The organism is Chloroflexota bacterium (assembly GCA_016197225.1).
In the GTDB taxonomy this organism is placed as follows: domain Bacteria; phylum Chloroflexota; class Anaerolineae; order Anaerolineales; family VGOW01; genus VGOW01.
The window spans coordinates 15243-39487 of record JACPWC010000046.1; the positions used below are offsets into that span (position 1 = coordinate 15243).

The following is a 24245-nucleotide window of genomic DNA, read 5'->3' on the forward strand; positions in this document are numbered from 1 at the left end:
ACGGTTTCAGTCACAGTCGCCGTGCGGCTAGATGGTGAGGGTGTGTTGGTGCTCGGCAGTTCATGGACGCATGTCATGATCACGAATCAAAAGCCGCAGGGCAACCCCTGCGGCTCTTTGCTTTCAGTACAACTACCACCCCGCCTAACTTGCCCCCTCCACAATCGCGATCTCCTCATCCGTCAACCTGTACAGTTCATACACCAGCGCATCAATCTGCTTATCCGTTGCGTCTATTTGCCATTGGTATAGCTCACGATCAACCGGAGGCTTTGCCGCGCCCAAGCGTTTGTGCAATTCCAGCATGGACTTGACGATGGACAACATGCGGTCGTGCCGCGCTTTGTCGGCAGGGTCGGCGAAATTAATGGGGCGGATTGGGAGTTACTCGATGTATTGCTTGTTGGCGGCGAAGTAGCCGGCGCGAAAAATTGTGGAGACCTACTTCAAACAGTAGTCAAGTAGCCGCAGAGCACTACGCTTCCTCCACATTCCAGTTATCCTCGCTGATTTTGGCGGCGGCTAACAGGCGTCGACAGAAGCGCTTAGCCGCTTCTGCACTTAAGTTCACGTAGAGCCACCAACCGTTGGAGAGCTGCCTGCAAGCACCATCGAATTTCGACTCGCTTAAGTAACTGGGAAAATCCTTAGCCAGGTGCGGAAAATCATCCGAGACGGCGATAAGGGCTTCTACTGTATGGAATGCAACATCGCGCCAGGACTTGACCGCATGGATATCCCCCAGAATGGTGAATACTGCTGGTCGAGCGTTGGCTACGGGGGTAGCTAGATCGCCTCCCAGCGCTGGCCAGATTTGAAGGATGTGCTGATAGAGATAGTCTGCCCGCGCTTGAATGGCCCGCTCATCCCAGCGTTTGATGGGGCCGGAGAAATAGTCGCTGTTCAAGCGTAACGCGTGAGTGCTGAGTTTTGATTTTTTAATAGCAAATGCGCTGTTGGACAAGGCGGAATTCCACTCCTGTGTCACAATCGTCAAGTTGCCCAGCGTGTGCAGTTGTGTCTCATGTACTTGATTCCAATTATCGCCCAACTCGCGTTTCCAGTCTGAGTTAGGCTCCTGCTGCGGCATGATGTGCTCAATCGTTGGGTTGCCATCCAATAGGGTAAAGCCGCCACTTCCACTAGAGATATGGCGATTGATTGTTTCCAAGACTAGGCTGACTTTGCGACGGGTTTCGCTCCGCTTGTCATATAAGTCCTCGGTCAGCAAAGCCTGTTTGAGGCGGGGGTCGCTCGGGTATTTCTTGGTCGCCAGCGCCCGCCGGAGTGAGGGCGCAAACTCTTTCAAGTCAATTTCCCGCCACAACGTTGGGAACATTTTGTTCAGGTAGTTGGTTGGTTCATCAGCCAGCAAACGGCGCACCAGATAGTTTTCCAACACCGCCAAGCCTTCCAGAAAATCGGCCAGCGCCAAATCCTCACGGTGAACCGCATCGTAGGCGGCTAACAGAAACGGCGCTCCCGTAGAAATCTCTAACACATTGAGGCGCGTGACAGCCTGACGCACTTCGAGACGGGGTTCCTGTTCCGGGCGCAATAGGCGATCATAGTGCTCGGCATAGCGGCGTAAGGTTGCTAACTCATCTACAAACTGATCAGTGACGGCAAATTCCTGATGGCTCCGGTCGCGGAAGCGGGCATACACATGCTCCTCGTTGCAAAGTTTGCCGGTGCGCATGGCTAGATAGTGGCGCAAAAAGGCTGTGAGTTCACCTAGCCTGGAACGACCGACGGTGCGCTTTTCCTGCAACAGACCCTCGATGCGCGACCAGTAAAGTTCAAAGGCGTCTTCTTGCTTGGCCGACGGCAGTCGCATGGCAATGTAATTTCGCACCAAGTCTGCCTGGCTGAGTTGTTTGCCTTTGGCGTTTAGGCTTTCAAAAATCTCGTAAATCCGGTCCCGCTGTTCCAGTTCGATAAACACTACTTGCAAGCACGTACTCAGCACGACAAATAACTTCTCCGGCTCTAGTTGACCCGCTTCCAGCGAGGCCGATAGCCGTTTGTGGATGAAGCGAAAAGCCGCCGGGATTTTCGACTCGACTGGCCCGGCCAATAGTACGTCATTCAGCAATGCCAGATAAGCATCCCTGTCACCATATTTTTTGGTAGGCAAGAGTTTGTAGCGGTAATCCCCGCTTTCATCCAGGTTCATAAGCAGTTTGTCAATTTTCTTAGCCAGTGCTGGTGTCTTTTCCAGGCATAGTTGGCGCAGAGCACACAGGATGAGCGAAAGTGTGGTTAGGCGTTGTTGGCCGTCTACCAGTTTGAAGGCGGGAATGGTGCCACTACGTGTGCCGTCATTAATGACCACCAGCGACCCCATGAAATGCTCAGGCTCACTACCAACGGCATATTCGTCATAGATACTCTCAATATCCTTGAGCAGGATGTCCCAGTTATCCTGCTCCCAAGCATACTCGCGCTGAAAATGCGGCAGGAGGTAGAGTACATCGCCGCCACTGCTAAATACTTTGGCGAGTTTGAGACTGTCTGTTTTCATCGTTGGTATCCTAGTTCTGCCAGTCGACGGGGGGCTTCGGCAATAGACTTGCGGCCTCGCCCCAATCGAAAAACGAAATCTGGCGCTTTCTTTTGCCTCTCCGCCTCGATGGCGTCTTCTTCTGCCGCCACTCGTGGTAATCAGGCGTGGTCTGTTGGGAATTGTGCACATCCCAGCCCAGGGCGACAAACAGCGGGTCAATCAACTCTTGCCGGGCATGGGCCTCTTTGTAATCGACCTTGAGGAAAGCGGCCCGGTTCGTTTGAAAGTGTTTGGCTAACGCGGCGATTTCATCAAGCGATTGCTGAAAGGTGATGGGCATGGCAACACAAGTTGTGTATGGAGCGCAGCGCGTGGGCCACATCGCTGGGTTGGGCCGCCCACAATCATAGCGCCTGACCTTACAGTTTCCTGATCTGAGCAACCGTTGCCTTGTCAATTCTGGCAAGCGGGATACGCTCTCCGTCCAGAATCTTGATGTCCATTCCTTTTAACCTGTAATACCTGCTCAAAACCAATAAAGGCGGCCATCGTGTCTTTGAGGCCCCCGTCATGTCAACATACTGTTTGATGACCTCTAAGCTCTCAAGGATCCAAATCACGTCTGGGTTGCCGAACCATTCAAAAACCTCCTTGTCGCGCAACATGCCATTAGCTAATAGATTTTCAATCAAATACCAGAAGTGAGTTACCATCCGACGGCTTTCATCGATTTTGCGCCTTTGCTCAGGGATTAGTTCGTCAAGATGCTTCTTTAGAAATTGGTATCTATCGGGATTTTCCAAGAAATCAGCTATGTCTGAAATCCCAGCCCCGTTTTGTTTCATGGTTTCCCAAACGTCACCAATCGCTCTATGCATCTCACGTCGCATGTACATTTCATATAACGAGAAGAGAATATCCTTCTTCTGCAATTGGGCTATCTGATTGCTGGCACGTATTGCCTGTGCGAGGGCAGTAAGAACACTTACGCCAGTCAAAATTGCTATTGCAGCTTGTACTCTATCTGCCACGTTTTGCTGGGACATTCCCTTACATATAACTAGAATCAAGAGGGTGAAAAGGAGTCCAACAAGGATAAATGCCAATGAGTCTAACCGTGATCGATTTCCAAAGAAATCGCCTTGCGCTTTACGCATAATGCTCACCTCGGCCTCCACAAAGCAGTACTTGTCTGGTTGGGTCGTATCCTAACTTGGCGGCCCAATCACATTAGTAGACTGCCGCCCCTCACGGGCCCAAAAGACTGCAACTGGTTGGCTGTAATTTTTACGTGCCAAGTATAGTCCAATTCAACTCCTCTGCAATATACTTTTAGTCTTGCTCAAACAAAAAAGGCCGCCGGTCACAGCCAGCGGCCTACAGTTTCACTCAGCCCTAACAGGCGCGCCCGCCGAAGCGAATAGCGCCTCGGCCAGCTAGGCAAGGCCCGCGCCGCCAATGGATTGCGCCTAATGGGCCAGGCCGCGTTTGTTTTTTCGCCTGTCAAGATGATAAACTTGCGCCCATGTCTAAAACGCCAACGTTAGAACGACACAACGCAAATCAGCTATATGCCGACATTTTCTGGTTCGGCGTCCTGGCCGGCAGTGTCATTGCCTTTCTCTCGGTGTACGCCGCCCGCATCCAGGCCACTAGCTTTCAAATCAGCTTGCTCATCAGCGGCCCGGCGGTCGTCAACCTGCTGGTCTCTTTGCCCGCCGTCGGCTGGCTGGAGAATCGCTCGCTCATCAAAACAACATTCAACACGGCTATTCTCAATCGCCTCGGCTACTTTGCGTTGATCCCCCTGCCCTGGCTTCTGCCCCACGCCGGGCAAGTGTGGGCTATGGCCCTCATTGCTTTGCTCGCCGCCGTGCCCGGCACCCTGCTGGCAATCTCGTTCAATTCCATGTTTGCCGAAGTGGTGCCGGCGCGCTGGCGAGCTGATGTCGTCGGGCGGCGCAACGCGCTGGTAGCCGTCAGCCTCACGGCCACCACCCTGCTCTGCGGCTATTTGTTGGATCGAGTCGCCTTCCCCACCAACTATCAGCTTGTGTTTGGAATCGGGGCAATCGGCGGGGCGATGACCACCTATCATCTTGGCCGGCTCCGCCCGCTCCCGTCCTCACCCAACTCGGCCCCTCGCCCTGTCGCCTCCAGTGGAAGCCGCCTCATCCGCCTCGACCTTTTAAGAACGGCGTTCGGCCCGATGCTGTTCGCCTACTTTGCTTTTTACTCGGCCCAAAACGTCCCGGTTCCCATCAACCCCCTCTTTTGGGTAAACGACCTGGGCTTCACCGACGGCGTGATCGGCCTCGGCAACTCTATGTTTTACGCCATGATGACTCTGGCTTCGATGATGCTCTCGCGGCTCACAGCGCGTTACGGCAACCGCCGGGTGCTGGTCGTCAGCGCGCTTTTCTACAGCCTGTATCCTCTATTCACCAGTTTGGCGCAAGACACCACCTTGTTCTGGGCCGCCTCAATCATCGGCGGCGCTGTTTTTGGCTTCGCCAACGGCGGCCTCCTCAACCGGCTCCTGGAGCGTGTGCCGCCCGACGACCGCCCGGCGCACATGGCCTGGCACAACGTCGCTTTCAATCTTGGCATCCTCGGCGGCTCACTGCTTGGCGCTGGTTTAAGCGGTTGGGCCGGTTTGCGCAACGGCCTGATGATCGCCGCCGCCCTCCGCTTCCTGGCTGGCCTGGCGTTGGCTCTCTGGGCTTAAATCTTGGAAAGAAGAAAGGAAATTTCCTTCCTTTCCCTTTTTTCCTGAGCGCACTAAGGTATACTTCTCTCCATGATAGACTCCGAAACTTTCCGCGACGCTATGCGCTCCTGGGTGACAGGCGTGAGCATCATCTCCGTCCAAACGCCGACGGCCCGACACGGCATGACCGTCAACTCGTTCACCTCCGTCTCGCTCGACCCGCCCCTCATCCTGGTCTGTATTCAAAACAACCTGCGAATATTGGGGCTGATCAAGGAAGCCCAGGCCTTCGCCATCTCGGTTCTGCGAGCCGATCAGGCCGAACTTTCCAACCGCTTCGCCGGGCGCTCCACCGAAAACGTGGATCGTTTTGAGGGCGTACCCACCCACACCGTCATCACCGGCGCGCCCATCCTCGACGAAGCTCTGGCCTACTTCGATTGCGCCCTCGAGGTCGAACACCCGGCCAGCACCCACACTATCTTCGTCGCCCGGGTGCTGGCGGCCAAACGCGCCGACGGCCAGCCGCTGTTGTACTGGAATCGGGGTTATCGAAAGTTAGAGTCCTGAGTTGGAGTTGAAGGTTTTCTGCCATGCTCTCCGAGTTGGATCGCTCTACGTTGTTACGGATTGCTCGCGAGGCCGTAGCCGCCGCCGCGACGGGGAAGCCGCCGCCGCCGCTCGACTCCGGCTCGCTCTCACCCGATCTTCTTGAACCACGCGCCAGCTTTGTGACCCTCACCCTGCCAGACAGCGAACTGCGCGGTTGCATTGGTGGCCTTGAAGCTCAACTGCCGCTGGCGCTCGACGTGCAACAGCACGCCGCCGGCGCCGCCCTCGACGACCCGCGCTTTCCGCCCGTCAGCCCGGACGAAGCGCCAGGCCTGCGCATCGAAATCTCGGTGCTCACCGCGCCCGAACTTGTTCCGCACAACACGCCCGAAGCGTTGCTGGCCACCCTGCGGCCTGGCATAGATGGCGTCGTTCTTCGCGCCGGGGCGCGCCGGGCGACCTTTCTGCCGCAGGTGTGGGAAAAAGTCGAAGACCCGGTGACGTTCCTCGAGATGCTCAGCGAAAAAATGGGCGCGACCCGAAACGCCTGGCGCTTCCCCAACGTCGAAGTTTTACGCTATCAGGTTGAAATGTTTGAAGAGAGCAAACCCGCATGACTCTCCGCCTTCTATCGTTTTTACTTCTGCTACTTGCTCTAACTCTCACCGCCTGCACCACCTCTGTTCCCGAAGTGGCCCCGCCGCTCGTGGTCACCGTCGTCGTCACTGCCAACGGCGGCGCCGGAGCGCCATCCAACGCCGCCACCCCGGTGGCGGCCACGGCGGTGGCCGTTCCCACTTCAAGCTATCCCACCCCAAATCAAATTGGCTTCACTGCCGCTTATCAACCATTCGAGCGCGGCTTCATGATCTACGTGCCGGATCGAAAAGCGGTGTGGGTGTTCGTTCAGCCGGATGCGGCGACGCCCCGCGCGTTCAGCGCCGGGCTGTGGCTGGCTTACTCCGACACGTTCAAAGAGGGCGAGCCTGAAACTGACCCGGCCCTCACTGCGCCTGAAGGATTGATTCAACCCAAGCGCGGCTTTGGCAAGGTGTGGCGCGAGAACGGCCCGGTGGAGGCCGCCCTGGGCTGGGCCACCGAGATCGAACTGCCTTACCCGGCCACCATCACCGATTACGCCCTCGGCCGGTTTGACGGCGCAGGCGTGTTCGTGGCCCAGTCCTTCGTCCACACCCTCACCGACTTCGACGGCAAGCTGATTCACATAGACGAAGCCACGCGAACGTGGAGCAAGCCGTAGTGCGCGATTGGAAGCTGACTCAGCACGACCCGCTAGCTCTGCGCCTGGCCGCCGACGTTCGCTTCGGGCCGACCGATTACGCCGACGATCAGATCTGGGAATTGACTCTGGCTGGCGGCGAGCCGGCGGCGGTGGCTCTGCGCACCACTTACGGTTTGCGGGCGCGCGAGATGCGCCTCTTCCCCAGCTTCCTCGAGGGCGAAACGCTCGTGGCCGACCCCGATCATTTTTCGTCGCCGCCCGTCCTGCACCATTTTGCCGTCAATCGCATCCACTACTCGTTCAGCCCGCTTGGCGGCGTTCACGTGCAGGCCGCCTGCTGGGTTCCCGACTCGCACAGCCTGGCCGGGCAGTTCACCATCACCAACGAGAGCACGGCGGCGCGGGCCATTCACCTCAACCTCAACGCCATTTTGCGGCCGCTGGACGCGCCCACAGGAGTCAACATGGGCCACGCCAAACTCGGCCCGCTCCACTTTCTGCAAGGCCAAACGGGAGGCTTAACGCCGGTCATTCTTCTGGAAGGCGGCCTCCCCTTAGATTCCGGCGCGGCCCTGGCCCGTTCTCTCGATCTCGTTCCCGGCGAAACGCAAACCGTCCGCTGGGCGCAAACGGCCCCCCCCCGTGAGACGGGGGGAGGCGGGAGGGGGCTTGAATTGTGCCGCGCTTTGCTTGAACGCAATTGGGTGGACGACTTTGCCCGGATCGATTCGCTCAACGACGACATCCCCGACATTCACACCGGCGACCGGGAGTGGGACGCCGCCCTGGCCTTTGGCTACAAAGTGGCGCTTCAATCTTACGTCGGGCCGACCTCTCACCTGCCTTACCCGTCGTTTATCTTCGCCCGCAACATCAACAAAGGCTACTCGCCGCGCGGCGACGGCAGTGATCACAGTTGGCAGTGGGACGGGCAAGTGGCGACCGAGGCCTACGTCAACCTGCCGCAGATCGCGCAGGCCGCGCCCGAACTTGCCAAAGGCATCCTTCGCAATTACCTGGCCGTGCAGGAACCGGACGGCTTCATTGATTGGAAGCCCGGCCTGGCCGGCCAGCGCAACCGCGCCTTGTGCGTCCCACTGTTGGCCACGATTGCCTGGACGATCTACGAGTACACCGAAGACCACGACTTTATCGCCGAAGTGTACGACGGGCTGAGGCGGTTTGTGATGACCTGGTTCCAGGAACGCTACGACCGCGACCAGGACGGCCTGCCGGAATGGAGCCACACGATTCAATCGGCCTTTGACGATTGCCCGTCGTTTGTGCGCTGGCAGAACTGGGGCCAGGCCGCCGACATCACCCTGGCCGAGTCGCCCGACCTGGCCGCTTATCTTTACCGCGAGTGCCGTTCGCTCATCAACATGGCCAGCCTGCTTGGCAGGGAAGAGGACTCGCCGCCCCTCATCGCCCGCGCCGAAATGATCCGCATTGCCGTGGACGCCATGTGGCGCGACGAAACATCGTCGTATCATTACGTGGACATTGAAACGCACGAGTCGCCGCCGGGCTATGAGCTGGCCCGATTAGAAAGGCGAATTGACAATTCGCCTTTCATCGTCAACATCAACCGCAAGTTCTCGCCGATGGCTCGCCTGCTGGTGCGTGTGGTCGGCGACCGAGACGCGACGCTACCCCAGATCAGCGTCGCCATTCACGGGCGCGGCCAGCGCGGTCGGCGCCGGGTGGAACTGCTCCCGGCCCGCCGCCTGACGTGGTACTGGGGACTCGGCTCGGTGACGAGCGACAAACTCTATGCTGAAGTGGAAAAGGTGGAACTGGCGGGCGTGCCGCCCGGCTGGGAGGTGGTCATCAGCACGGTGGATTACACCCGGCAGGATCAGACTCTGCTCCTGCCGATCTGGGCCGGGCTGGCTCAGGGCGACCATCTCTACGACCTGACGCATAAAACCATCACCGACCCGGCCCGCTACTGGCGGCCTTATGGCATCCCCAACTGCTCGGCCCTCGACCCAGCCTACAAATCCGACAATCGCGGCGGAAGCGGCGGGGTGTGGATGATGTGGAATACCATGATCGGCGAAGGTCTGGCCGACAACGGCTATCGCGCCGAGGCCGCCGAACTCATCCGCCGAATGATGACGGCGATGATCCACACTTTGAAAACCGAGAAGGCCTTTCGCGAGGCTTACAACTCGGACGCGCTTGAAGGGCTAGGGGAGCGTGATTATTTGTGGGGTGTCGCGCCTGTGCATCTCTTCTTGCGGACGCTGGGGGTGCGCATCATCTCGTCGCGCAAAGTGTGGCTGGTGGGGCAGAATCCGTTTCCGTGGCCGGTGACGGTGCGCTGGCGCGGGGTGACGGTGACGAAGATTGACGAGGGCGCGTTAGTAAAATTTCCGTCCGGCAGAGAAGTAGCAGTGACGGAAGATCGGGAACAGATCATCGAGGATGTTTAGCGTTCCCCGGCCTCTGCAAGGACGACTGTAAACAAATCTTCGGCAATGTAGAACCCTGCTTCCTGTCGAAGCGCTCTTAACACCGGCTCAACAGCATCCAAAGCGCCATCCCTTTTGGCTCGCAACAGAACGCCCAATATCCCAATTGGAGTCAACAGCATAGCTTTCGCGATCTCTCGCCCTTCATGCTCATCTATCAAAACGTAATCGGCCTTCAATTCCAACGCTAGAGCAATCGCTTCGGCTTCACCTTCGTCCAGTTCAAGCCTCAGTGCTTGGATCAGGCGATCATCTCTCACCGATGTAGTACGAATCCATTGGGCCTGCAATGCCCGGCGGATTACATCGGCTCCAGGGGACTCAGTCTCAGGTTTTAGCTCGGCAAGCACAGCCGGCGGAATTAATACCTCAGAAAATTGCGTCCTCAACAAATCAAGTTGCCCGATGATTGCCAGATTCAGAATGGGTGACGTGTCGCTAACTACGAGCATACTTCACATCATCCCGAAGGTCATCTTCGCCATAGTGGCGGGGGATCGCTCTTCGCCCAAGCAGAAGGCTAAACTCATATTTGCCCGATCCAGCTAACTCGCGGGCTTTTCCAAAAGAGAGAATGCCTTGCGCGTAAAGCGTGACAGCCAACTCCAAAATCAACTGACGTTTGCGTTCAGCGGCAGGCAGGCGCAAAGCATGGGCAATAGAGTCGGGAATTTCAAGTTGAATGCTCATTTTCAACATGCTCCTTTCCGTCATTATACATGCGTCTCACCCCGCCAACTCCCGCAAGTTATCCACCATAATAAACACGCCCAGGGCAATGATGCCCACCACCAACAACGGCAGGGCAAATTCGTAAACCAGCACCGCCAGCGCGGCCAGGCTCAAGCCAACCACCGCCCGCTGAATCAGTTCTTTGGCCTCCCGCCGGAAGAGGGCTTCGAGGAATGAGATCACCGCCACCAGGCTCACCAGACCGTTGGCCCAGAAGCGCGGCGCGATGAGCAGGATGAAGATGAAGCCGAGAATCAGGAGGCCGATGCTCAGGGCCGCCCAGGCCTCAGCCAACCGCCCCAACTGCTCGGTCTCTTCGGTGGTGGGGTGATGGGCCGCATGAATGTGGCTTCGCGAGGGCAAACGCTCACCGCGCGTCAGGCGCTCACCGTAAGTTGTCAACGCTTCCAGCATGGTCTGGTCAACCGCCGCTTGCTCGTGCAACGTCTCGATTTCTTTCGACAGTTCGACCATCTTTTTGAGATGCGCTGAATAAACGTCCTTGAAGTGCGGCGCGTCAATCATGGCTTCAGCTTCCAGACCCAGGGCGCGTAAGTGAGTCGTTTTATCGGCGATGTCGGTTTGGGCTGCCGCCAGCCGCGCTTCAATCTTCTGCCGCCCACTGGCAACGGCGGTTGCCACGTCGTCGGGCGGCGTCACCTTATCGAGTCCAGCCCAACCGAGCGGGTCAATCCACGAACGCCGCACCGAGCCGTCACGATTGTATTTTGGCCCGGCGGGCGCGTTCTCGCCGGCAATGGGGTCGCGGGCGTAGAGGCCCCACAGGCCGCGATAGTGATGCGCCCAGGCTTGAGGATGGTCGGGCGAAGAATCATGCATCTCCGGCAGGAGGCGGGCGTCCCAGAGTTTGCCGCCGCCGGGGCCGATCCTGAGTCCATCGCCGCGCGCATAATCCACAAACGGCACGACGAGGACGCCCGAAGCTTTGTCGCGCTCGGCTTCTTCGCTGGAGAGGCCGCCCTGCCGGAGCGTGTCGCGCCAGAATTTTTCGACGACGCGAAAGATGCGAGTGAACGGCCCGCTGAAAGGCAAAGCCACTTCGTGCATGTATTCGCCGGGCGAGAAGTAGGAGGCGTGTGATCCGGCCCCGGCAAAAATGATCGGGTGGTCGCCGTCGCGTTTAAGTTCGGCGTCGTCCCAGCGGCGGCGCAGGTCGTCGCCGGTGAAGTCGTGTGAGGCGTAGGCCACCCACTGCGGCGTCAGGTCGTCGGCCAGGTAAATAATGATCTGCTCCCAGTCCGACTCGTGATCGTTGACGCCGTGAAAGCTGGAGCGCCAGTCGTTCATCGGATAGAAGAACCAATATTGCAGACAAACGTAACCGGCGTCGCGAACGACCCGGCCATAGTAAACGTACTTTTCTTCCTGAGTTTGAAACCGCTGATAGGCATCGGCGGCGGCGGCGGCGGTGCCGCCGGGCACGCGCCCGCGCAGAATGAGAGTGATACTGAAGAGCGCGTCCACGATGCGCGAAATCAGCCCTACGCGGGCCAGCCGCCCGCGCGAGCGATGAAAGGCGCGCCCGTGTTTGGCCAGGAAGCGGGCGGCTTCCAGCGGGGTGAGCGACTCGACAAAGCGCAGGTAGTGGACGGTGCCGTGCGGCGCGGGGCGCGGGGCGGCCAGCTTCGCCAACGTCAGTTTTGTTTCTGGAACCAGACAGGCCGGCGGCTGGTCGGGGCGGGTTTCCCACAACGAACATTCGGCCACGTAACGATCAATGTCCATCGGGAAAAAATGCTCACCCTGAGTGAAACGGATGACGGGTTCAAAGCGGCGGAGCAGATCGAGATCGTTCATTTCCCAAACGGCCCTTCAAACGACGTGAGTTGTGCTTTGTAGAGAATTTGCGCTTCGCGCTGATTGAGGGCGAACACGACGACCACAGCCACCATCATCGCCACGTAGAATGACATATCGGCGTGCTTGTTGAAGTAGGCCTCGAGGGCCAGGATCAGAATTGCGCCTTCGAGGGTGAGGGCCGCTGTCCAGGCCCAGGGCCGCAGGCGGCGCAGACCCACGCCGATGAGCACCGAGGCCACGCCCAACACCAGCCAGGTTCCGGTGAAGAACCAGAGCGACAGCCCGGCCTGCAAATGGCCGCGCGGGTCAAAGGCCATCAGTTCGGGCCGCTGGCCGACGTTGAAAACGTAGAGGGCGAAGTAGGTGAGGAACATTGCGCCCTGGCCGAACATGAGGAGCACCAACAGCAGAATTTCTCGACGACGCTTCAACATCGCAATTCCTTTCGACGCTGGATGCCGGCTATCTTAACCCGTCAGCGTCTTTGTGGCAACTCAACCGTTGCACCCCTGGGCCAGCGTCACGGCAAACTTGACGTACTCTTGCGCCACCACGATGATGCCGATGTCGGTCGCCCACCAGTGAGCGGGGTCGAACCACGACGGGCTGGCGGCCACCGCAATCACGTCCAGTTCGGGCGCGGCCCGGTTGAACAGCCACTGCGCCCGCCGGGTGTGAAACGGATCGGTGACGAGGATGACGCGCTTCGAGTCCCCGGGCAGGGCCGCCAATGTCAGCCGGGCGTCGTCGCATGTTGTTTGGCTCTCGGTCAACTGAATGATGGCCGGAGGCGGCACCCCCCGCGACTCTAACTCATCGGCGGCCAGCCCGGCGGCGGTGAGTTCAGCGAGGCCGGGGAGGTGAATCTCGCCGCCAGTGGTTATTACCAGCGGCGCGTAGCCTTGAGTGAACAGCCGCGCCCCGGTCGCTTCGCGGTCGCCAATGCCGCCGCCCAGCACCACGATGGCATCTGCCTGTTGTAGCGGTTCGTCCACAATTAGCGCCTGCGCCAGGAGGGGCAACCAGAGCGAGTGGAAGGTGAGGGCCAGCGCCAGGGTCAACATCAAACCGGCGCTGGCCCGGCGCAGGGCGCGTTTGGGGACGAGGATGTAGTCGTCGGGGTTGAGGGCAGAAGGCATGAGGGTATTGTAGTCCAAGTAGAAGGGCAACGGATTTGGCGAATTTACGGATCAGAATCCGTGTAATTCGCCAAATCCTTTGTCTCCAAACAAAAAGACTCTCGCTTCTGAGAGTCTTTTTGTTTCATCAAGATGCTTGTGCGTTACGGCAGAGCCGTGACGATAAAATCGTCGAAGCGGATTTCGCCGTTGGCTTCCTGATCCGTCCAGGCAAACAGGCCCACATCGCCTTTGCCATATTCGGAATCAGAGGCGGAGGCGATGATCTTGCCGCCCACGTACAGGGTGATGGCGCCGCCGCCACAGTCAATCCCAACCTGGTAAGAGGAGGCGTCTTTGGTGATGTCGTCCGATGTGCCCCACTGGTTATCGTTTGTCAGAAAGAAGTCTTCCTGGCCAGGGACGGTTTTGGCAATGGCATAGAATCCCTGAGTGTCAATACCTGCATAGTAGTAGTGCGAGTCGTCCTGATAGTTGCAGATGATACCGAAGGAGGTGTCGGCCTTGCCGCCCGTGTTCTTGGCTGTCACTTCGATGTGGACGTTCTCGAAGCTTTCTTCGGTGTTGCCCCACACGTACCACTGGTCGGTGAAAACCTTCATCACGTATTCACCATCAATATATTCTACTGCGGCGTTGCCGCTACCTTCGTCCGCGGTGAACGTGCTCCAACCACTGCTCGAATTGGAGAAGTCGTCCTTGAGCAATGCAGGCACTTCAGTGGGGCCGGCTGGGGTGGGGTTTCCCCCACTTAGCGCCGAGCAGGCCAGAGCGGCCAGAGTCAGCGCCATAATGGGGACAATCAAAAGTTTGTTGCGCATCATTTCTCTCCTGAGTAAGTAGAAAAAGCCGCGTGCTATAATCGGCGGCATGTTGGTATGGCCGGGAATTGTCACATATTATCGCGAATATCTCAAGATAGACGAACGGGCTACGCCCGTCACTTTGCTGGAAGGCAATACTCCCCTTATTTCGGCGGCGCGGCTGGCCGCCGAAATTGCTCCCAACTTTGACCTTTATCTCAAGTATGAAGGTCTGAACCCGACCGGTTCTTTCAAGGATCGAGGGATGACGGCGGCCATCACCCAGGCCGTCTTCGAGGGAGCAAAGACCACCATTTGCGCCAGCACCGGCAACACTGCCGCTGCCGCCGCCGCTTACTCGGCCCGGGCCGGACTGCGTTGCATCGTGCTGGTTCCGCAGGGCAAAGTAGCCGCCGGGAAGATCGCCGGGGCGCTGGCTTACGGCGCGGAAGTGATCGCCATCAACGGTTCGTTCGACGACGCGCTGCGAATGGTGCGCGAGATTTCCGAACAGCGGCCTGTCGCCCTCGTCAACTCTATTAACCCTTATCGTCTCGAAGGCCAGAAAACGGCGGCCTTTGAAATTTGCGATGCTCTCCGAAAAGCGCCCAACTGGTTGTGCCTGCCTGTCGGCAACGCAGGCAACATCAGCGCCTACTGGCTGGGATTCAAAGAATATCATGCCGCCGGAAAAATTTCGTCGCGACCACACATGCTCGGGGCACAGGCAACCGGGGCCGCCCCACTCGTCGTCGGCCACCCCGTCGAACACCCGGAGACGGTCGCCACCGCGATTCGCATTGGCCGCCCGGCGCGCGGCGAGCAGGCCCTCGAAGCCGCCGAAGAGTCCGACGGGCGCATCATCGCCGTGACCGACGATCAGATTTTGGCGATGTGGCGGCGGCTGGCGCGTGAGGGCGTGTTCGTGGAACCGGCCTCTGCCGCCGGGCTGGCCGGCTTTGCTAAAGAAGTGCGCGAGGGCCGACTCGATCCCGTCGGCCAAACCGTCGTCGCCGTCGTCACCGGTCACGGCCTCAAAGACCCGGATGCGGTGACCAGCCGCGCGCCCGAAATCAAAATCATCCCGGCGGAACTTGAAGCATTGAAGCTAATTCTCTAATTCTCCAATTTCAAGATTAGAGAATTAGAGAATTGGAGAATTATGCCCTCCCGCGTCCGCGTTCTCGTCCCTGCTTCCACTGCCAACCTCGGCCCCGGCTTCGACTGCCTGGGGCTGGCCCTCAGTCTTTACAACACGGTGGAGATGACGGCGCTCGGCCCGGCTGAGGGTTTGCAGGTTGAGATTAAAGGCGAAGGTGCAGATCGCCTTAGCCCGGATGAAAACAACTTGATCGTCCGCGCGGCCAACGCCGTTTGGGAGAAGATCGGTCACGGGCCGGTGGGAGTCACGATCAAAGCTCACAACGGCATTCCACTTGGATCAGGGATGGGGTCGAGCGCGGCGGCAGTGGTGGCCGGGTTGGCCGCCGCCAACGCCCTGACCGGCGGCCCCTTGTCCCGCTCCGATTTGCTTCGACTCGCCTATCAACTTGAAGGCCATCCCGACAACGCGGCGGCGGCCTTATTCGGCGGGTTGACGATGGTGAGCGCGACCGGCGACGAGTTGCTACACGCCACGCTCGAAGTGCCGCCGCTCAAAGTGGCAATTGCTTTGCCGAGCGTTCGGCTCTCGACGATTGAAGCCAGAGAGGCGCTACCCAAAAACGTGCCGCTCAAGGATGCGGTCTTCAACATTGGGCGGGCGGCGTTTGTGGTGCGAGCTTTGCAGTCAGGCGATTACGAGATGCTGGGCTTTGCAATGACGGACAAACTGCATCAGCCTTACCGCCGCAAACTCATCCCCGGCTTCGACGCGGCGGTACAGGCGGCGCGAACTGCTGGCGCATCAGCCGTTGCTCTCTCCGGCGCCGGCCCCAGCCTGGCCGCCTTCGCTCCCGACCATCACTGGGAAATTGCCAACGCGATGAAAGCCGCCTTCGAGTCCAGCGGCGTGACCTGCCGCGCGTTTGTCCTGCCGGTGGATCGGCAGGGGGTGCAGATTAGTGTGGTTGGTTGAAAAAAACTCACACCTGCTATAATCTCAATGCAGATGGACGACGACAGGGTCGCCATAGAATCAAAGGCCACAGGGAGACAAAATCATGAAGAAAATACTGCAACTGACTGCCGTAATTGAGCAAGAAGGCGATGGCTATGTGTCCACCTGCCCCGAATTGGGAATCGTGAGTCAGGGGAAGACGATTGAAAAGGCGCGGTTGAATTTGCTAGAGGCGGTTGAAGGGTTCTTTGAGGTTGCCTCACCCTCCGAAATTCGGCGCCGGTTGAAGAGAAAAACCTATGTCATGCCACTCATGCCAACAGTGCCGGCGCTTGCCAAGCAAACCGCGCGTGGGGCATAAATGGCTAAACTGCGCGTCCTTTCAGGCCGGGAAGTATGCAAAATTCTGTCCAAGCATGGCTTCAGCAAGGTACGACAAAAAAGCAGTCACATCTTGATGCAGAAGAAAGTTCGAGATACCACCATCACCGTCCCTGTGCCAGACCACGACGAATTGAAGCGAGGTACATTGCTGGGCATCATCCAACAATCTAGTTTGCCGCGTTCGCTGTTTGAGACAGATTGAAATTGCGGTTGTTCCTCCTCTTCGGCTCAGTGAGGTCGGACGATGAACGAGCCTATCGCATCTGTTCTGCGCCCTTCGTGGTCGTCCTGCCCCTCGCCCGTTGGCTTCAGCGCAAAACCGGCTAGGCACTCTGGCGCTCTATCGTGGCTGACGTCGTCGCAATCTATCTTTTCATTTTCATCGTCGGCCTGCTTCTTGAGTATGGCCCGTAGCACCGTCCGCTGCTAGCGCTGCAAGTCGTTCGTCGAGCGTGTCGCGGTTGATCGCGCCCACGTCACCGATTCGCGGTTCGCGCCATGCGTGAGATACTTCTCACGGCCTTACCTGACTCGTCGGCACAAAAAGGTGCTCTCATATCGCCCGAATCAAAAACGCGGAGTGTCTGTTGACAGACACTCCGCGCTTTCATTATCCGTTGTCTAAAACGGCCTGGGGGTGATGATCAAGAAGAACCAGATCAGCGTCAGCAGGCCCACAAACTTGCGGGCCGGGTCGAGCGGCGTGATGTCGTTGAGCGGCTCGGCGTGGCGCAGGCCGGTGATGAAGGCCAGGAACGCCCACGTCCACCAACCCGACCAGAGTCTGAAGCCCGCCAAAATCAGACCGGCAAACGTGAGATACGCCAGCGGGCGAGCGGCCTTGCCCAGCACGGCGTAAGCTACGTGGCCGCCGTCGAGCTGGCCCATGGGCAGAAGGTTGAAGCCGGTGACCAACATGCCGAACCAGGCGGCGATTGCCACCGGATTCAGGGCTACGGCATAACCGGCGGCGTGCGGTTGGATCAAATTAAGCAACCAGCTCAACAAGATTGATTGTCCGAGTCGGCCACCCACACCAACTGCCGGAACCACCTCCGAAGCCATCAGGCCGACGATCATCAGCGGCAGGGCCACGATGAAACCGGCCACCGGCCCGGCCAGGCCCACGTCGAACAACGACTTGCGGCTCTCGACCGGTGACTTGAGTTGAATGAAGGCGCCGAACGTGCCGAGGCCGAACGGAACCGGGATGAAGTACGGCAGGGTGACGTGAACGTTATGCAGTCGGGCGGCAATGTAGTGCCCCATCTCGTGCACGCCCAGGATAAGCAGGAGCGTGGCCGAGAACGACGCGCCCGCGCCGAGGGCCGAGAGCAACGGCCCGAACTGCCCGGTGCTCATCGCCGCCTGAAAAGCCGGGACGATGTTCACTCCAGCAAAACCGGCCCCGGCGAAAGTGGTGGTAATAATCGTCGCCAGCAGAAGCAGAACATTGATGATCGGATTCGAGGGCGTAAAGATGGAAACACCCTTCTGGGCAACGATGATGTCTTCGCCGTTTTCGTGGCGCAAGATGGCCGTGTAGCCCAGCTTGCGGAAGCGGTCGCGCGCCAGGCGGTACGTGTCTTCAGCGTTGGTCTGCAGGCGGCCTACAAAAACAACCGACTCGCCCCGGTCGGAAGCCTGAATATCGCCCAGACGCATGAGGCCTTCAATTTCGGCTCGCAAGGCGGCTACTACATCAAACTGGCGTTGCACAAGGGATTCGTAGGTAAACATAGTCAGCTCCGTATCTAAATCCAAAACCGTCACGCTAAAAATAGATCACGGATGTAAAAATTGCATTTGCAGGAGATGAGAAGCGGGTGAGATAAAAAGCGCTACAGCCGGGGAAGCACCACGCCCTGTTGAGCCTGATACTTGCCCTTCTTGTCGGCGTAAGAGATATTGCACTCTTCGTCGGCCTCGAAGAACAACACCTGGGCCACACCTTCGTTCGAATAAACACGGGCCGGAAGCGGTGTGGTATTCGAAATTTCAAGCGTCACGTAGCCTTCCCACTCCGGCTCGAAGGGGGTAACGTTGACGATGAGGCCGCAACGGGCATACGTGCTTTTGCCCAAACAAACGGTGAGCACCTTGCGCGGGATGCGGAAATACTCGACGGTACGGGCCAACACGAACGAGTTGGGCGGGATGACGCACACTTCGCCCTTGAAGTCCACCATCGAGCGCGGATCGAAATGCTTGGGATCCACCACTGCCGAAAAGACGTTGGTGAAGATTTTATATTCGTCGGCCACCCGAATGTCGTAGCCGTAAGACGACACGCCGTAAGAAATCACCCCGTTGCGCACCTGGCTTTCCACAAACGGCTCGATCATCCGGTGTTCCAGCGCCATTTTCTTGATCCAATGATCTGGCTTGAGTCCCATAAAGTCTCCCATTAATTCACAATTGAGCATTGCGAATTGTGCATTGTGAATTCATGTTACTGTGTTCACCAGCGTCCCAATCCCCTCAATCTCCACTTCCACCTGGTCGCCTGGAAGGAGCGACCCGACACCGGCGGGCGTGCCGGTGAGGATTACGTCGCCCGGCTCCAGCGTCATCACCGACGAGATGAAAGCCACCAACTGCGGCACCGAGAATCGTAGCTCACGGGTGGACGACATTTGCCGCACCTGGCCGTTGACCTTGCACATCACTACCACATCGGCGGCGTCAACATCTGTAGACACCCAGGGGCCGAGCGGGCAAAAGGTGTCAAAGCCCTTGCCCCGCGTCAACTGCGAATCGCGCCGCTCCAGATCGCGGGCGGTGACATCGTTGGCGCAAGTATAGCCCCACACAAACTTGAGCGCATCTTCCACCGACACCCACCGCGCCCGGCGGCCAATGATCACCGCCAGTTCGGCCTCGTGCTCTACCTGCGCCGACTGCGGCGGAATCACAATTTCATCGTAGTGGCCGATCACGGCGCTGGGCGGCTTGAGACAGAGCGGCGGGATGTCGGGCGGCTCCAGGCCCTGCTCGAGGGCGCGGGCTACATAGTTCTGGCCGACGGCAATGATCTTGCTGGGCGTGGCCGGCGGCAAAATCGTCACCTCGCGCAAGTCGGCCACAATGCCGCCGCGCTTCGAGTCGCCAAACACCTCGCCAATCACCGCGCCGACCCGTGTGCCGTCCAACCAGCCGTAGTGAGCTTCGCCATTCTTTTGATAACGAAGATAGATCATGGTGAGTATTCTATAGTAGGGGTGAAGCATTCGTCAAACCGCCTTGCCTTTCAGCGTCACTGTGCGTGAATGCTTCGGCCCCTGCATGGTATAATCCGCCTCAATCAGTTTAAGGGCTTCAGAGGGCGAATAGCTCAGTTGGTTAGAGCGCCTGACTTACATTCAGGAGGTCGTAGGTTCGAGTCCTATTTCGCCCACTTCAGTGTTTGCTCATGTCCTCTCAAGCGCAGGCCCTCAACCTCAACAAAGCATTGCGGCACTTGCGCCGCAACCCTCATCTTGCGCCCCTCATTGCCAAACACGGCCGGCCGACTTTCCGCCCGACTCACAATACCTTCCGCGCCCTGACCGAGTCCATCATCTATCAGCAACTTTCCGGTAAAGCCGCCGCGGCCATCTTCAACCATTTTCTGGACATTTTCCCGGATCGGCGCTTCCCCGCCCCTGCCCGACTCCTGGCGGTGCCTCTGCCCCGACTGCGGGCCGCCGGACTCTCCACCCAAAAAGCAACTTACCTCCTCGACCTGGCCACCAAGTTCTGCGACGGCTCTCTCCGGCCCGGCAACTTCGGCCAGATGAGCGACGAAGAAATCTCGCAACATCTCATTCAAGTTAAAGGCATCGGCCAGTGGACGGCGGATATGTTTCTCATGTTCGGCCTCAATCGCCCGGACGTTTTGCCGGTAGGCGACCTGGGCATTCGCAATGGCTTCAAGAAGCTGTACGGCCTGCGCGATCTGCCAACCGCCGATGAAATGATCACCCTGGCCGAACCCTGGCGGCCTCACCGCACAGTGGCCTCGTGGTATTTGTGGCGGGTGGTGGAAGACAAATGATTCACTGTTAGGTGACTGTCACTGGCTACAAGGCCGCGAAATTTCAGGCGCTCAAAGCCAGTGACAGTAACCTTTTATCTAAAAAAAGCGGGGCTGGGAGATGCTCTCCCAGCCCCGCTTGTATACCGCCACCAGCGCCTACCCGGCACATCACTTTCGATACCTAATCACGACATACGCTGGCGCAGTTGGCGGGCAGAAAAAACCTTGTACTGCAATCTGGAGGAGAAGAATTAGTTTTTTTAGATCGTTCATGTATTCTCCTTGAACCGAGGGCCAATAAACCAACTGCTCACGAACCAATTTGGGGGATCAGAGTGTTGGAATATCTGAATAGGGCGCCTCCTTGTGCGAAACTGCTGAAAAGAACCGTTGCCAGGTTGACCGTTCGATGCCATCACCTCCTTCGGATAAGTCCGGTTGATTGCGAGGGGTGAAAAATCTTTGATGCCAGCATTATGCGGCCATTTACGCTGGTTTAACGATAGAGTTGGGGAGAGTTAGTTGGTAAAGGTAGGGTCTGGCGACAAACATCACCCGGCATGCCTGCTTCTCTTTCTTGACTTCCCCCCTCCCCCCGCCTACAATCCCCCTTACCAATAGCCAATAACTAATCTCCAGCCACAGGAGCCTCCTCATGTCCGACTACCTCTTTCGCGGCACCCTTCGCGACCTCGACCCGCAGTTGGCCGAACTGGCCGATATCGAAGCCGAGCGCCAATACCGCAAACTGATTCTCATTGCCTCCGAAAGCACTGCGCCCCTGGCCGTGCGCGAGTCGCTTAGCACCGCCTTCCACAACATCTACGCCGAAGGCTACCCCGACGACGAGTCGCGCTTCATGACCCAGGCCGAGATTCTCGATCACGAAGCGCGGCTGGGCCACTACCGCCGCTACGCCGACCCGCGCTACTACAAAGGCGTGGAGTACGCCGACACGGTCGAGGCCCTGGCCCGCCGCCGCTGCGCCGAAATTTTTGCCGCCAACGGCGTGAGCGCCGACCAAATCTTCGTCAACGTGCAAGCCCTCTCCGGCGGCCCGGCCAACAACGCCGTCTACCACGCCCTCGTCAACCCCGGCGACACCGTGATGGGCATGAACCTGCTCTTCGGCGGCCACCTCTCGCACGGCTCCGCCGTCAACCGCAGTGGCAAGTATTACAAAATTGTGCCTTACACCATCAACCCGCAAACCGAAAAGATTGACATGGACGAAGTCGAGCGGCTGGCGAAGGAACACAAGCCCAAGATGATCATCGTCGGCTACTCGTCGTACCCCTGGGCCGCCGACTTCAAGCGCTTCCGGGAAATCGCCGACTCGGTAGGCGCTTACCTTTTGGCCGACATGGCCCACGTGGCCGGACTCATTTCCGCCGGAGTCTATCCGTCGCCCATCGGCTACGCCCACGTCGTCAGCTTCACCACCCACAAGACGCTCAACGGCCCGCGCGGGGCCTGCATCCTCACCACCGACCTGGCGCTGGCCAAGAAAATTGATCGCGCCGTCTTCCCCGGCGAGCAGGGCGGCCCGCACGTCAACGTCTTCGTCGGCCTGGCCCTGGCCTTCAAACTCGCCGCCACGCCTGAATACAAAGAACTGCAAAAGCAAACCGTCAAGAACGCCGTTCGCTTCGCCGACCAACTGAAGGCGCATGGTTTCAAGATTCCGTTCGGCGGCACCGAGTCGCACCTTTTCAACCTCGACTGCAAGTCCGTCACCGGCCTGGACGGCACACCACTCATGGGCGACATGGCCGCCCGCGTCCTCGACATCGCCGGGGTCGTCGTCAACCGCAACACCATCCCCGGCGACAAGTCGGCCCTCAACCCGTCCGGCCTGCGCCTCGGCACGCCCTGGATCACCCAACGCGGCTTCAACGAAGGGCACATTGACCGCCTGGCCGAACTGATCACCCAGGCGCTCAGAGCATGCCGCCCTTACGCTTACTCTGGCCGCAAGGGCGATGTCTTCCGCGTCAAAGTGGACTTCGACGCCCTCAACGATGTCAAAGTCAAAATCCGCGATCTTGCCCAATCGGTGGGCATTGACTTCGCGCCGACAACGCACGGCTACCCGCACTTCTATTACATTGACGAGCAATCGCCCGCCGGCAAATATGCCCAGATCGAAATCAGGGGCGAACGCGCCGACGAATTTTTGAACTGGGCCACGACGAACGACATTTACTCCTTGAAAGACGGCCAGAGCCAGCCGACCGAGATTCATACCTCCAGCCACCACTGCAAAGGCGCCGTCACCCGCGTGGATGGCCGCTACTACACCCTCACCGTCCCGGCAGAGTCGGCCACCCACATCAAGACCTGGTTGCGCGATCTATCCGACGGTTACATCATGTTCGATGCTTACGATCTCTACGCCAAACTTCCCGGCCCGATGATCGTGCGCGACGGGGCGGCGGTTGAAAAGCTTCCGGTCAAGGGCGAGGGCATGAGCGCGACCAAGCCGTATTACATCGGTCTGCGCGGCGGCGAGGGGGTGGCCCTGCCCAAATTTGAATGGCAAGAGCCGACCGACGCGCCCATCAAAAAGACTCACCTCAACGAAACGCACAAGGCGCTCGGCGGGCGCATGGTTCCGTTTGCAGGCTGGGAGATGCCGGTGCAATATTCCGGCGTGCTGGAAGAACATCTGGCTACGCGACAGGCCGCCGGTCTGTTTGACGTGAGTCACATGGGCGTGTGGGACGCTAAAGGGCCGGGCGCGTGCGCCTTCCTCGACGCGGTGACGACGAACGAGGCCGCCGCGCTCCGGCCCGGCCAAAGTATGTACTCGCAATTTCTCGCGCCGAACGCGCACGTGCTCGACGACTGTTACATCTACATGCTGGCCGCCGAACATTACTTGATTGTGGTGAATGCCAGCAACGACGACAAGGACTGGGCGTGGGTGAACGCGGTGAAGAACGGCAAAGTGATGGTGGACGAAGCCCGCCCCCGGGTGGCCGCCCCTGGCCGTGAAGCTGTGACTCTCCGCAACCTGCGCGCCGACTCCTCTGAAACCGACATGCGCGTGGACATTGCCCTGCAAGGCCCCAAGTCGCGTGAGATTCTCCTCGCGCTCGGCGCCAATAACAAATCACTCATCACCAAACTAAAACGAACCGAACTCTGCCGGGCCACCGTCGGCGGATTCGATCTGATCGTCGCCCGCACTGGCTACACCGGCGAGCAGATGGGCTTCGAGTTGTTCGTGCATCCTGATCATGTGGTTGATCTGTGGAACGCACTGATGAAGGCTGGCGCGCCGCTAGGCCTGAAGCCCTGTGGTCTTGCGAGCCGCGACTCGCTCCGCACCGAGGCCGGCTTGCCGCTCTACGGCGACGAAATGGCCGGGCATTTGGATTTGGGTGTGGGCGACGCCGGCTTTGAGAGCTACGTGAAGACACACAAGCCCTGGTTCGTCGGGCGCAAAGCCTTTATCGCACAAGAGAAGAATCGCAAAGGCGAAGTAGCCCGCTTCCGCTTCAACGCCAAGAGCGGGCGCATGGCTCACAACGGCGACCCGGTGCTGGACGATAAAGGCCGCGTCATCGGCGAAGTGACCTGTTGCTCGATTGACACCGAGGGCTATCGCTCCGGCCAGGCCTACCTCGAACTCAGGCACACCAGCGAGGGCACACCGATTTATATCTTCCAGTCGGCCAGCGACAAGCCAGAGAAGGCGCGCAAAGGGTTGAAGGTGGGCGAGAAGGTGACACTGCCGGAGGCGGCGACGGTGTTGAGCAGGTTTCTGAAGAAGAAATAGAGCCAATCGTATTTCGT

Annotated in this window: 24 protein-coding genes and 1 tRNA gene; 12 read left to right on the top strand and 13 right to left on the bottom strand. The window is 58.8% G+C overall.

Annotated features, from left to right (window positions below; translation table 11 throughout):
• Nucleotides 1-144: 144 nt before the first annotated feature.
• The 4 genes from HYZ49_07695 to HYZ49_07710 form a co-directional block, all read right to left on the bottom strand.
• Nucleotides 145-327, bottom strand: a complete 183-nt coding sequence (locus HYZ49_07695) for a hypothetical protein (GenBank protein ID MBI3242160.1) — start codon at nt 325-327, stop codon at nt 145-147.
• A 148-nt stretch (nt 328-475) separates the two neighbouring features.
• Nucleotides 476-2524, bottom strand: a complete 2049-nt coding sequence (locus tag HYZ49_07700; GenBank protein ID MBI3242161.1) for a DUF262 domain-containing protein — start codon at nt 2522-2524, stop codon at nt 476-478.
• A gap of 10 nt (nt 2525-2534) precedes the next feature.
• On the bottom strand, nt 2535-2846 hold the full coding sequence (locus tag HYZ49_07705; protein ID MBI3242162.1) for a hypothetical protein: 312 nt from the start codon (nt 2844-2846) through the stop codon (nt 2535-2537).
• 79 nt (nt 2847-2925) lie between these two features.
• The gene (locus HYZ49_07710) at nt 2926-3663 is read right to left on the bottom strand and encodes a hypothetical protein (protein ID MBI3242163.1); all 738 of its coding nucleotides are present in this window, start codon (nt 3661-3663) and stop codon (nt 2926-2928) included.
• Between the two features lie 368 nt (nt 3664-4031).
• Here HYZ49_07710 and HYZ49_07715 point away from each other — a divergent pair, with 368 nt between their 5' ends.
• The 5 genes from HYZ49_07715 to HYZ49_07735 all read left to right on the top strand — a co-directional run bounded on the left by HYZ49_07715 (nt 4032) and on the right by HYZ49_07735 (nt 9449).
• On the top strand, nt 4032-5234 hold the full coding sequence (locus HYZ49_07715) for an MFS transporter (protein MBI3242164.1): 1203 nt from the start codon (nt 4032-4034) through the stop codon (nt 5232-5234).
• A gap of 72 nt (nt 5235-5306) precedes the next feature.
• A complete protein-coding gene (locus HYZ49_07720) occupies nt 5307-5786 on the top strand; it encodes a flavin reductase family protein (protein ID MBI3242165.1) in 480 nt (159 codons plus the stop codon).
• A gap of 23 nt (nt 5787-5809) precedes the next feature.
• Nucleotides 5810-6385 carry an AmmeMemoRadiSam system protein A gene (gene amrA, locus HYZ49_07725; GenBank protein ID MBI3242166.1) on the top strand — a complete coding sequence of 192 codons (576 nt, stop codon included), beginning with the start codon at nt 5810-5812 and terminating at the stop codon, nt 6383-6385.
• The gene (locus HYZ49_07730) at nt 6382-7029 is read left to right on the top strand and encodes a hypothetical protein (protein MBI3242167.1); all 648 of its coding nucleotides are present in this window, start codon (nt 6382-6384) and stop codon (nt 7027-7029) included. The genes amrA and HYZ49_07730 overlap by 4 nt, the downstream gene beginning before the upstream one ends.
• Entirely contained in the window at nt 7014-9449 is a 2436-nt protein-coding gene (locus tag HYZ49_07735) for a hypothetical protein (GenBank protein ID MBI3242168.1), read from the top strand. Before HYZ49_07730 ends, HYZ49_07735 begins: the two co-directional genes overlap by 16 nt.
• Here HYZ49_07735 and HYZ49_07740 read toward each other — a convergent pair.
• The 6 genes from HYZ49_07740 to HYZ49_07765 all read right to left on the bottom strand — a co-directional run bounded on the left by HYZ49_07740 (nt 9446) and on the right by HYZ49_07765 (nt 14001).
• Complete coding sequence (locus HYZ49_07740) at nt 9446-9940, bottom strand: DUF3368 domain-containing protein (protein ID MBI3242169.1); 495 nt, start codon at nt 9938-9940, stop codon at nt 9446-9448. The genes HYZ49_07735 and HYZ49_07740 overlap by 4 nt on opposite strands.
• Nucleotides 9927-10178, bottom strand: coding sequence for a UPF0175 family protein (locus HYZ49_07745; GenBank protein MBI3242170.1), 252 nt, complete (start codon nt 10176-10178; stop codon nt 9927-9929). The genes HYZ49_07740 and HYZ49_07745 overlap by 14 nt, the downstream gene beginning before the upstream one ends.
• A gap of 36 nt (nt 10179-10214) precedes the next feature.
• The gene (locus HYZ49_07750; GenBank protein MBI3242171.1) at nt 10215-12038 is read right to left on the bottom strand and encodes a hypothetical protein; all 1824 of its coding nucleotides are present in this window, start codon (nt 12036-12038) and stop codon (nt 10215-10217) included.
• Nucleotides 12035-12475, bottom strand: coding sequence for a hypothetical protein (locus tag HYZ49_07755; protein MBI3242172.1), 441 nt, complete (start codon nt 12473-12475; stop codon nt 12035-12037). The genes HYZ49_07750 and HYZ49_07755 overlap by 4 nt, the downstream gene beginning before the upstream one ends.
• Nucleotides 12476-12535: 60 nt before the next feature.
• Nucleotides 12536-13180, bottom strand: a complete 645-nt coding sequence (locus tag HYZ49_07760; GenBank protein ID MBI3242173.1) for a YdcF family protein — start codon at nt 13178-13180, stop codon at nt 12536-12538.
• A gap of 143 nt (nt 13181-13323) precedes the next feature.
• Nucleotides 13324-14001, bottom strand: coding sequence for a hypothetical protein (locus HYZ49_07765; protein MBI3242174.1), 678 nt, complete (start codon nt 13999-14001; stop codon nt 13324-13326).
• A 52-nt stretch (nt 14002-14053) separates the two neighbouring features.
• On the opposite strand from HYZ49_07765, the gene HYZ49_07770 reads away from it, so the two are divergent.
• The 4 genes from HYZ49_07770 to HYZ49_07785 all read left to right on the top strand — a co-directional run bounded on the left by HYZ49_07770 (nt 14054) and on the right by HYZ49_07785 (nt 16628).
• Nucleotides 14054-15103, top strand: coding sequence for a threonine synthase (locus HYZ49_07770; GenBank protein MBI3242175.1), 1050 nt, complete (start codon nt 14054-14056; stop codon nt 15101-15103).
• Between the two features lie 42 nt (nt 15104-15145).
• Entirely contained in the window at nt 15146-16060 is a 915-nt protein-coding gene (locus HYZ49_07775; GenBank protein ID MBI3242176.1) for a homoserine kinase, read from the top strand.
• Nucleotides 16061-16145: 85 nt separating this feature from the next.
• The gene (locus HYZ49_07780; GenBank protein ID MBI3242177.1) at nt 16146-16403 is read left to right on the top strand and encodes a type II toxin-antitoxin system HicB family antitoxin; all 258 of its coding nucleotides are present in this window, start codon (nt 16146-16148) and stop codon (nt 16401-16403) included.
• Nucleotides 16404-16628 (top strand): type II toxin-antitoxin system HicA family toxin, encoded by a 225-nt coding sequence (locus tag HYZ49_07785; GenBank protein ID MBI3242178.1) that lies wholly within the window; start codon nt 16404-16406, stop codon nt 16626-16628.
• 419 nt (nt 16629-17047) lie between these two features.
• Here HYZ49_07785 and HYZ49_07790 read toward each other — a convergent pair whose 3' ends face one another.
• The 3 genes from HYZ49_07790 to HYZ49_07800 all read right to left on the bottom strand — a co-directional run bounded on the left by HYZ49_07790 (nt 17048) and on the right by HYZ49_07800 (nt 19626).
• Nucleotides 17048-18166 (bottom strand): site-2 protease family protein, encoded by a 1119-nt coding sequence (locus HYZ49_07790; GenBank protein ID MBI3242179.1) that lies wholly within the window; start codon nt 18164-18166, stop codon nt 17048-17050.
• A gap of 101 nt (nt 18167-18267) precedes the next feature.
• Entirely contained in the window at nt 18268-18822 is a 555-nt protein-coding gene (locus tag HYZ49_07795) for a dCTP deaminase (protein MBI3242180.1), read from the bottom strand.
• 51 nt (nt 18823-18873) lie between these two features.
• Nucleotides 18874-19626, bottom strand: a complete 753-nt coding sequence (locus HYZ49_07800) for a fumarylacetoacetate hydrolase family protein (GenBank protein MBI3242181.1) — start codon at nt 19624-19626, stop codon at nt 18874-18876.
• A 123-nt stretch (nt 19627-19749) separates the two neighbouring features.
• Here HYZ49_07800 and HYZ49_07805 point away from each other — a divergent pair.
• The 3 genes from HYZ49_07805 (at nt 19750) to HYZ49_07815 (ending at nt 24228) form a co-directional block, all read left to right on the top strand.
• A tRNA-Val gene (locus HYZ49_07805) sits at nt 19750-19823 on the top strand.
• Nucleotides 19824-19838: 15 nt separating this feature from the next.
• Nucleotides 19839-20462, top strand: a complete 624-nt coding sequence (locus tag HYZ49_07810) for a DNA-3-methyladenine glycosylase 2 family protein (protein ID MBI3242182.1) — start codon at nt 19839-19841, stop codon at nt 20460-20462.
• A gap of 637 nt (nt 20463-21099) precedes the next feature.
• Nucleotides 21100-24228: a serine hydroxymethyltransferase gene (locus HYZ49_07815; GenBank protein ID MBI3242183.1), complete on the top strand. Its 3129-nt coding sequence runs from the start codon at nt 21100-21102 to the stop codon at nt 24226-24228.
• Nucleotides 24229-24245: the final 17 nt, after the last annotated feature.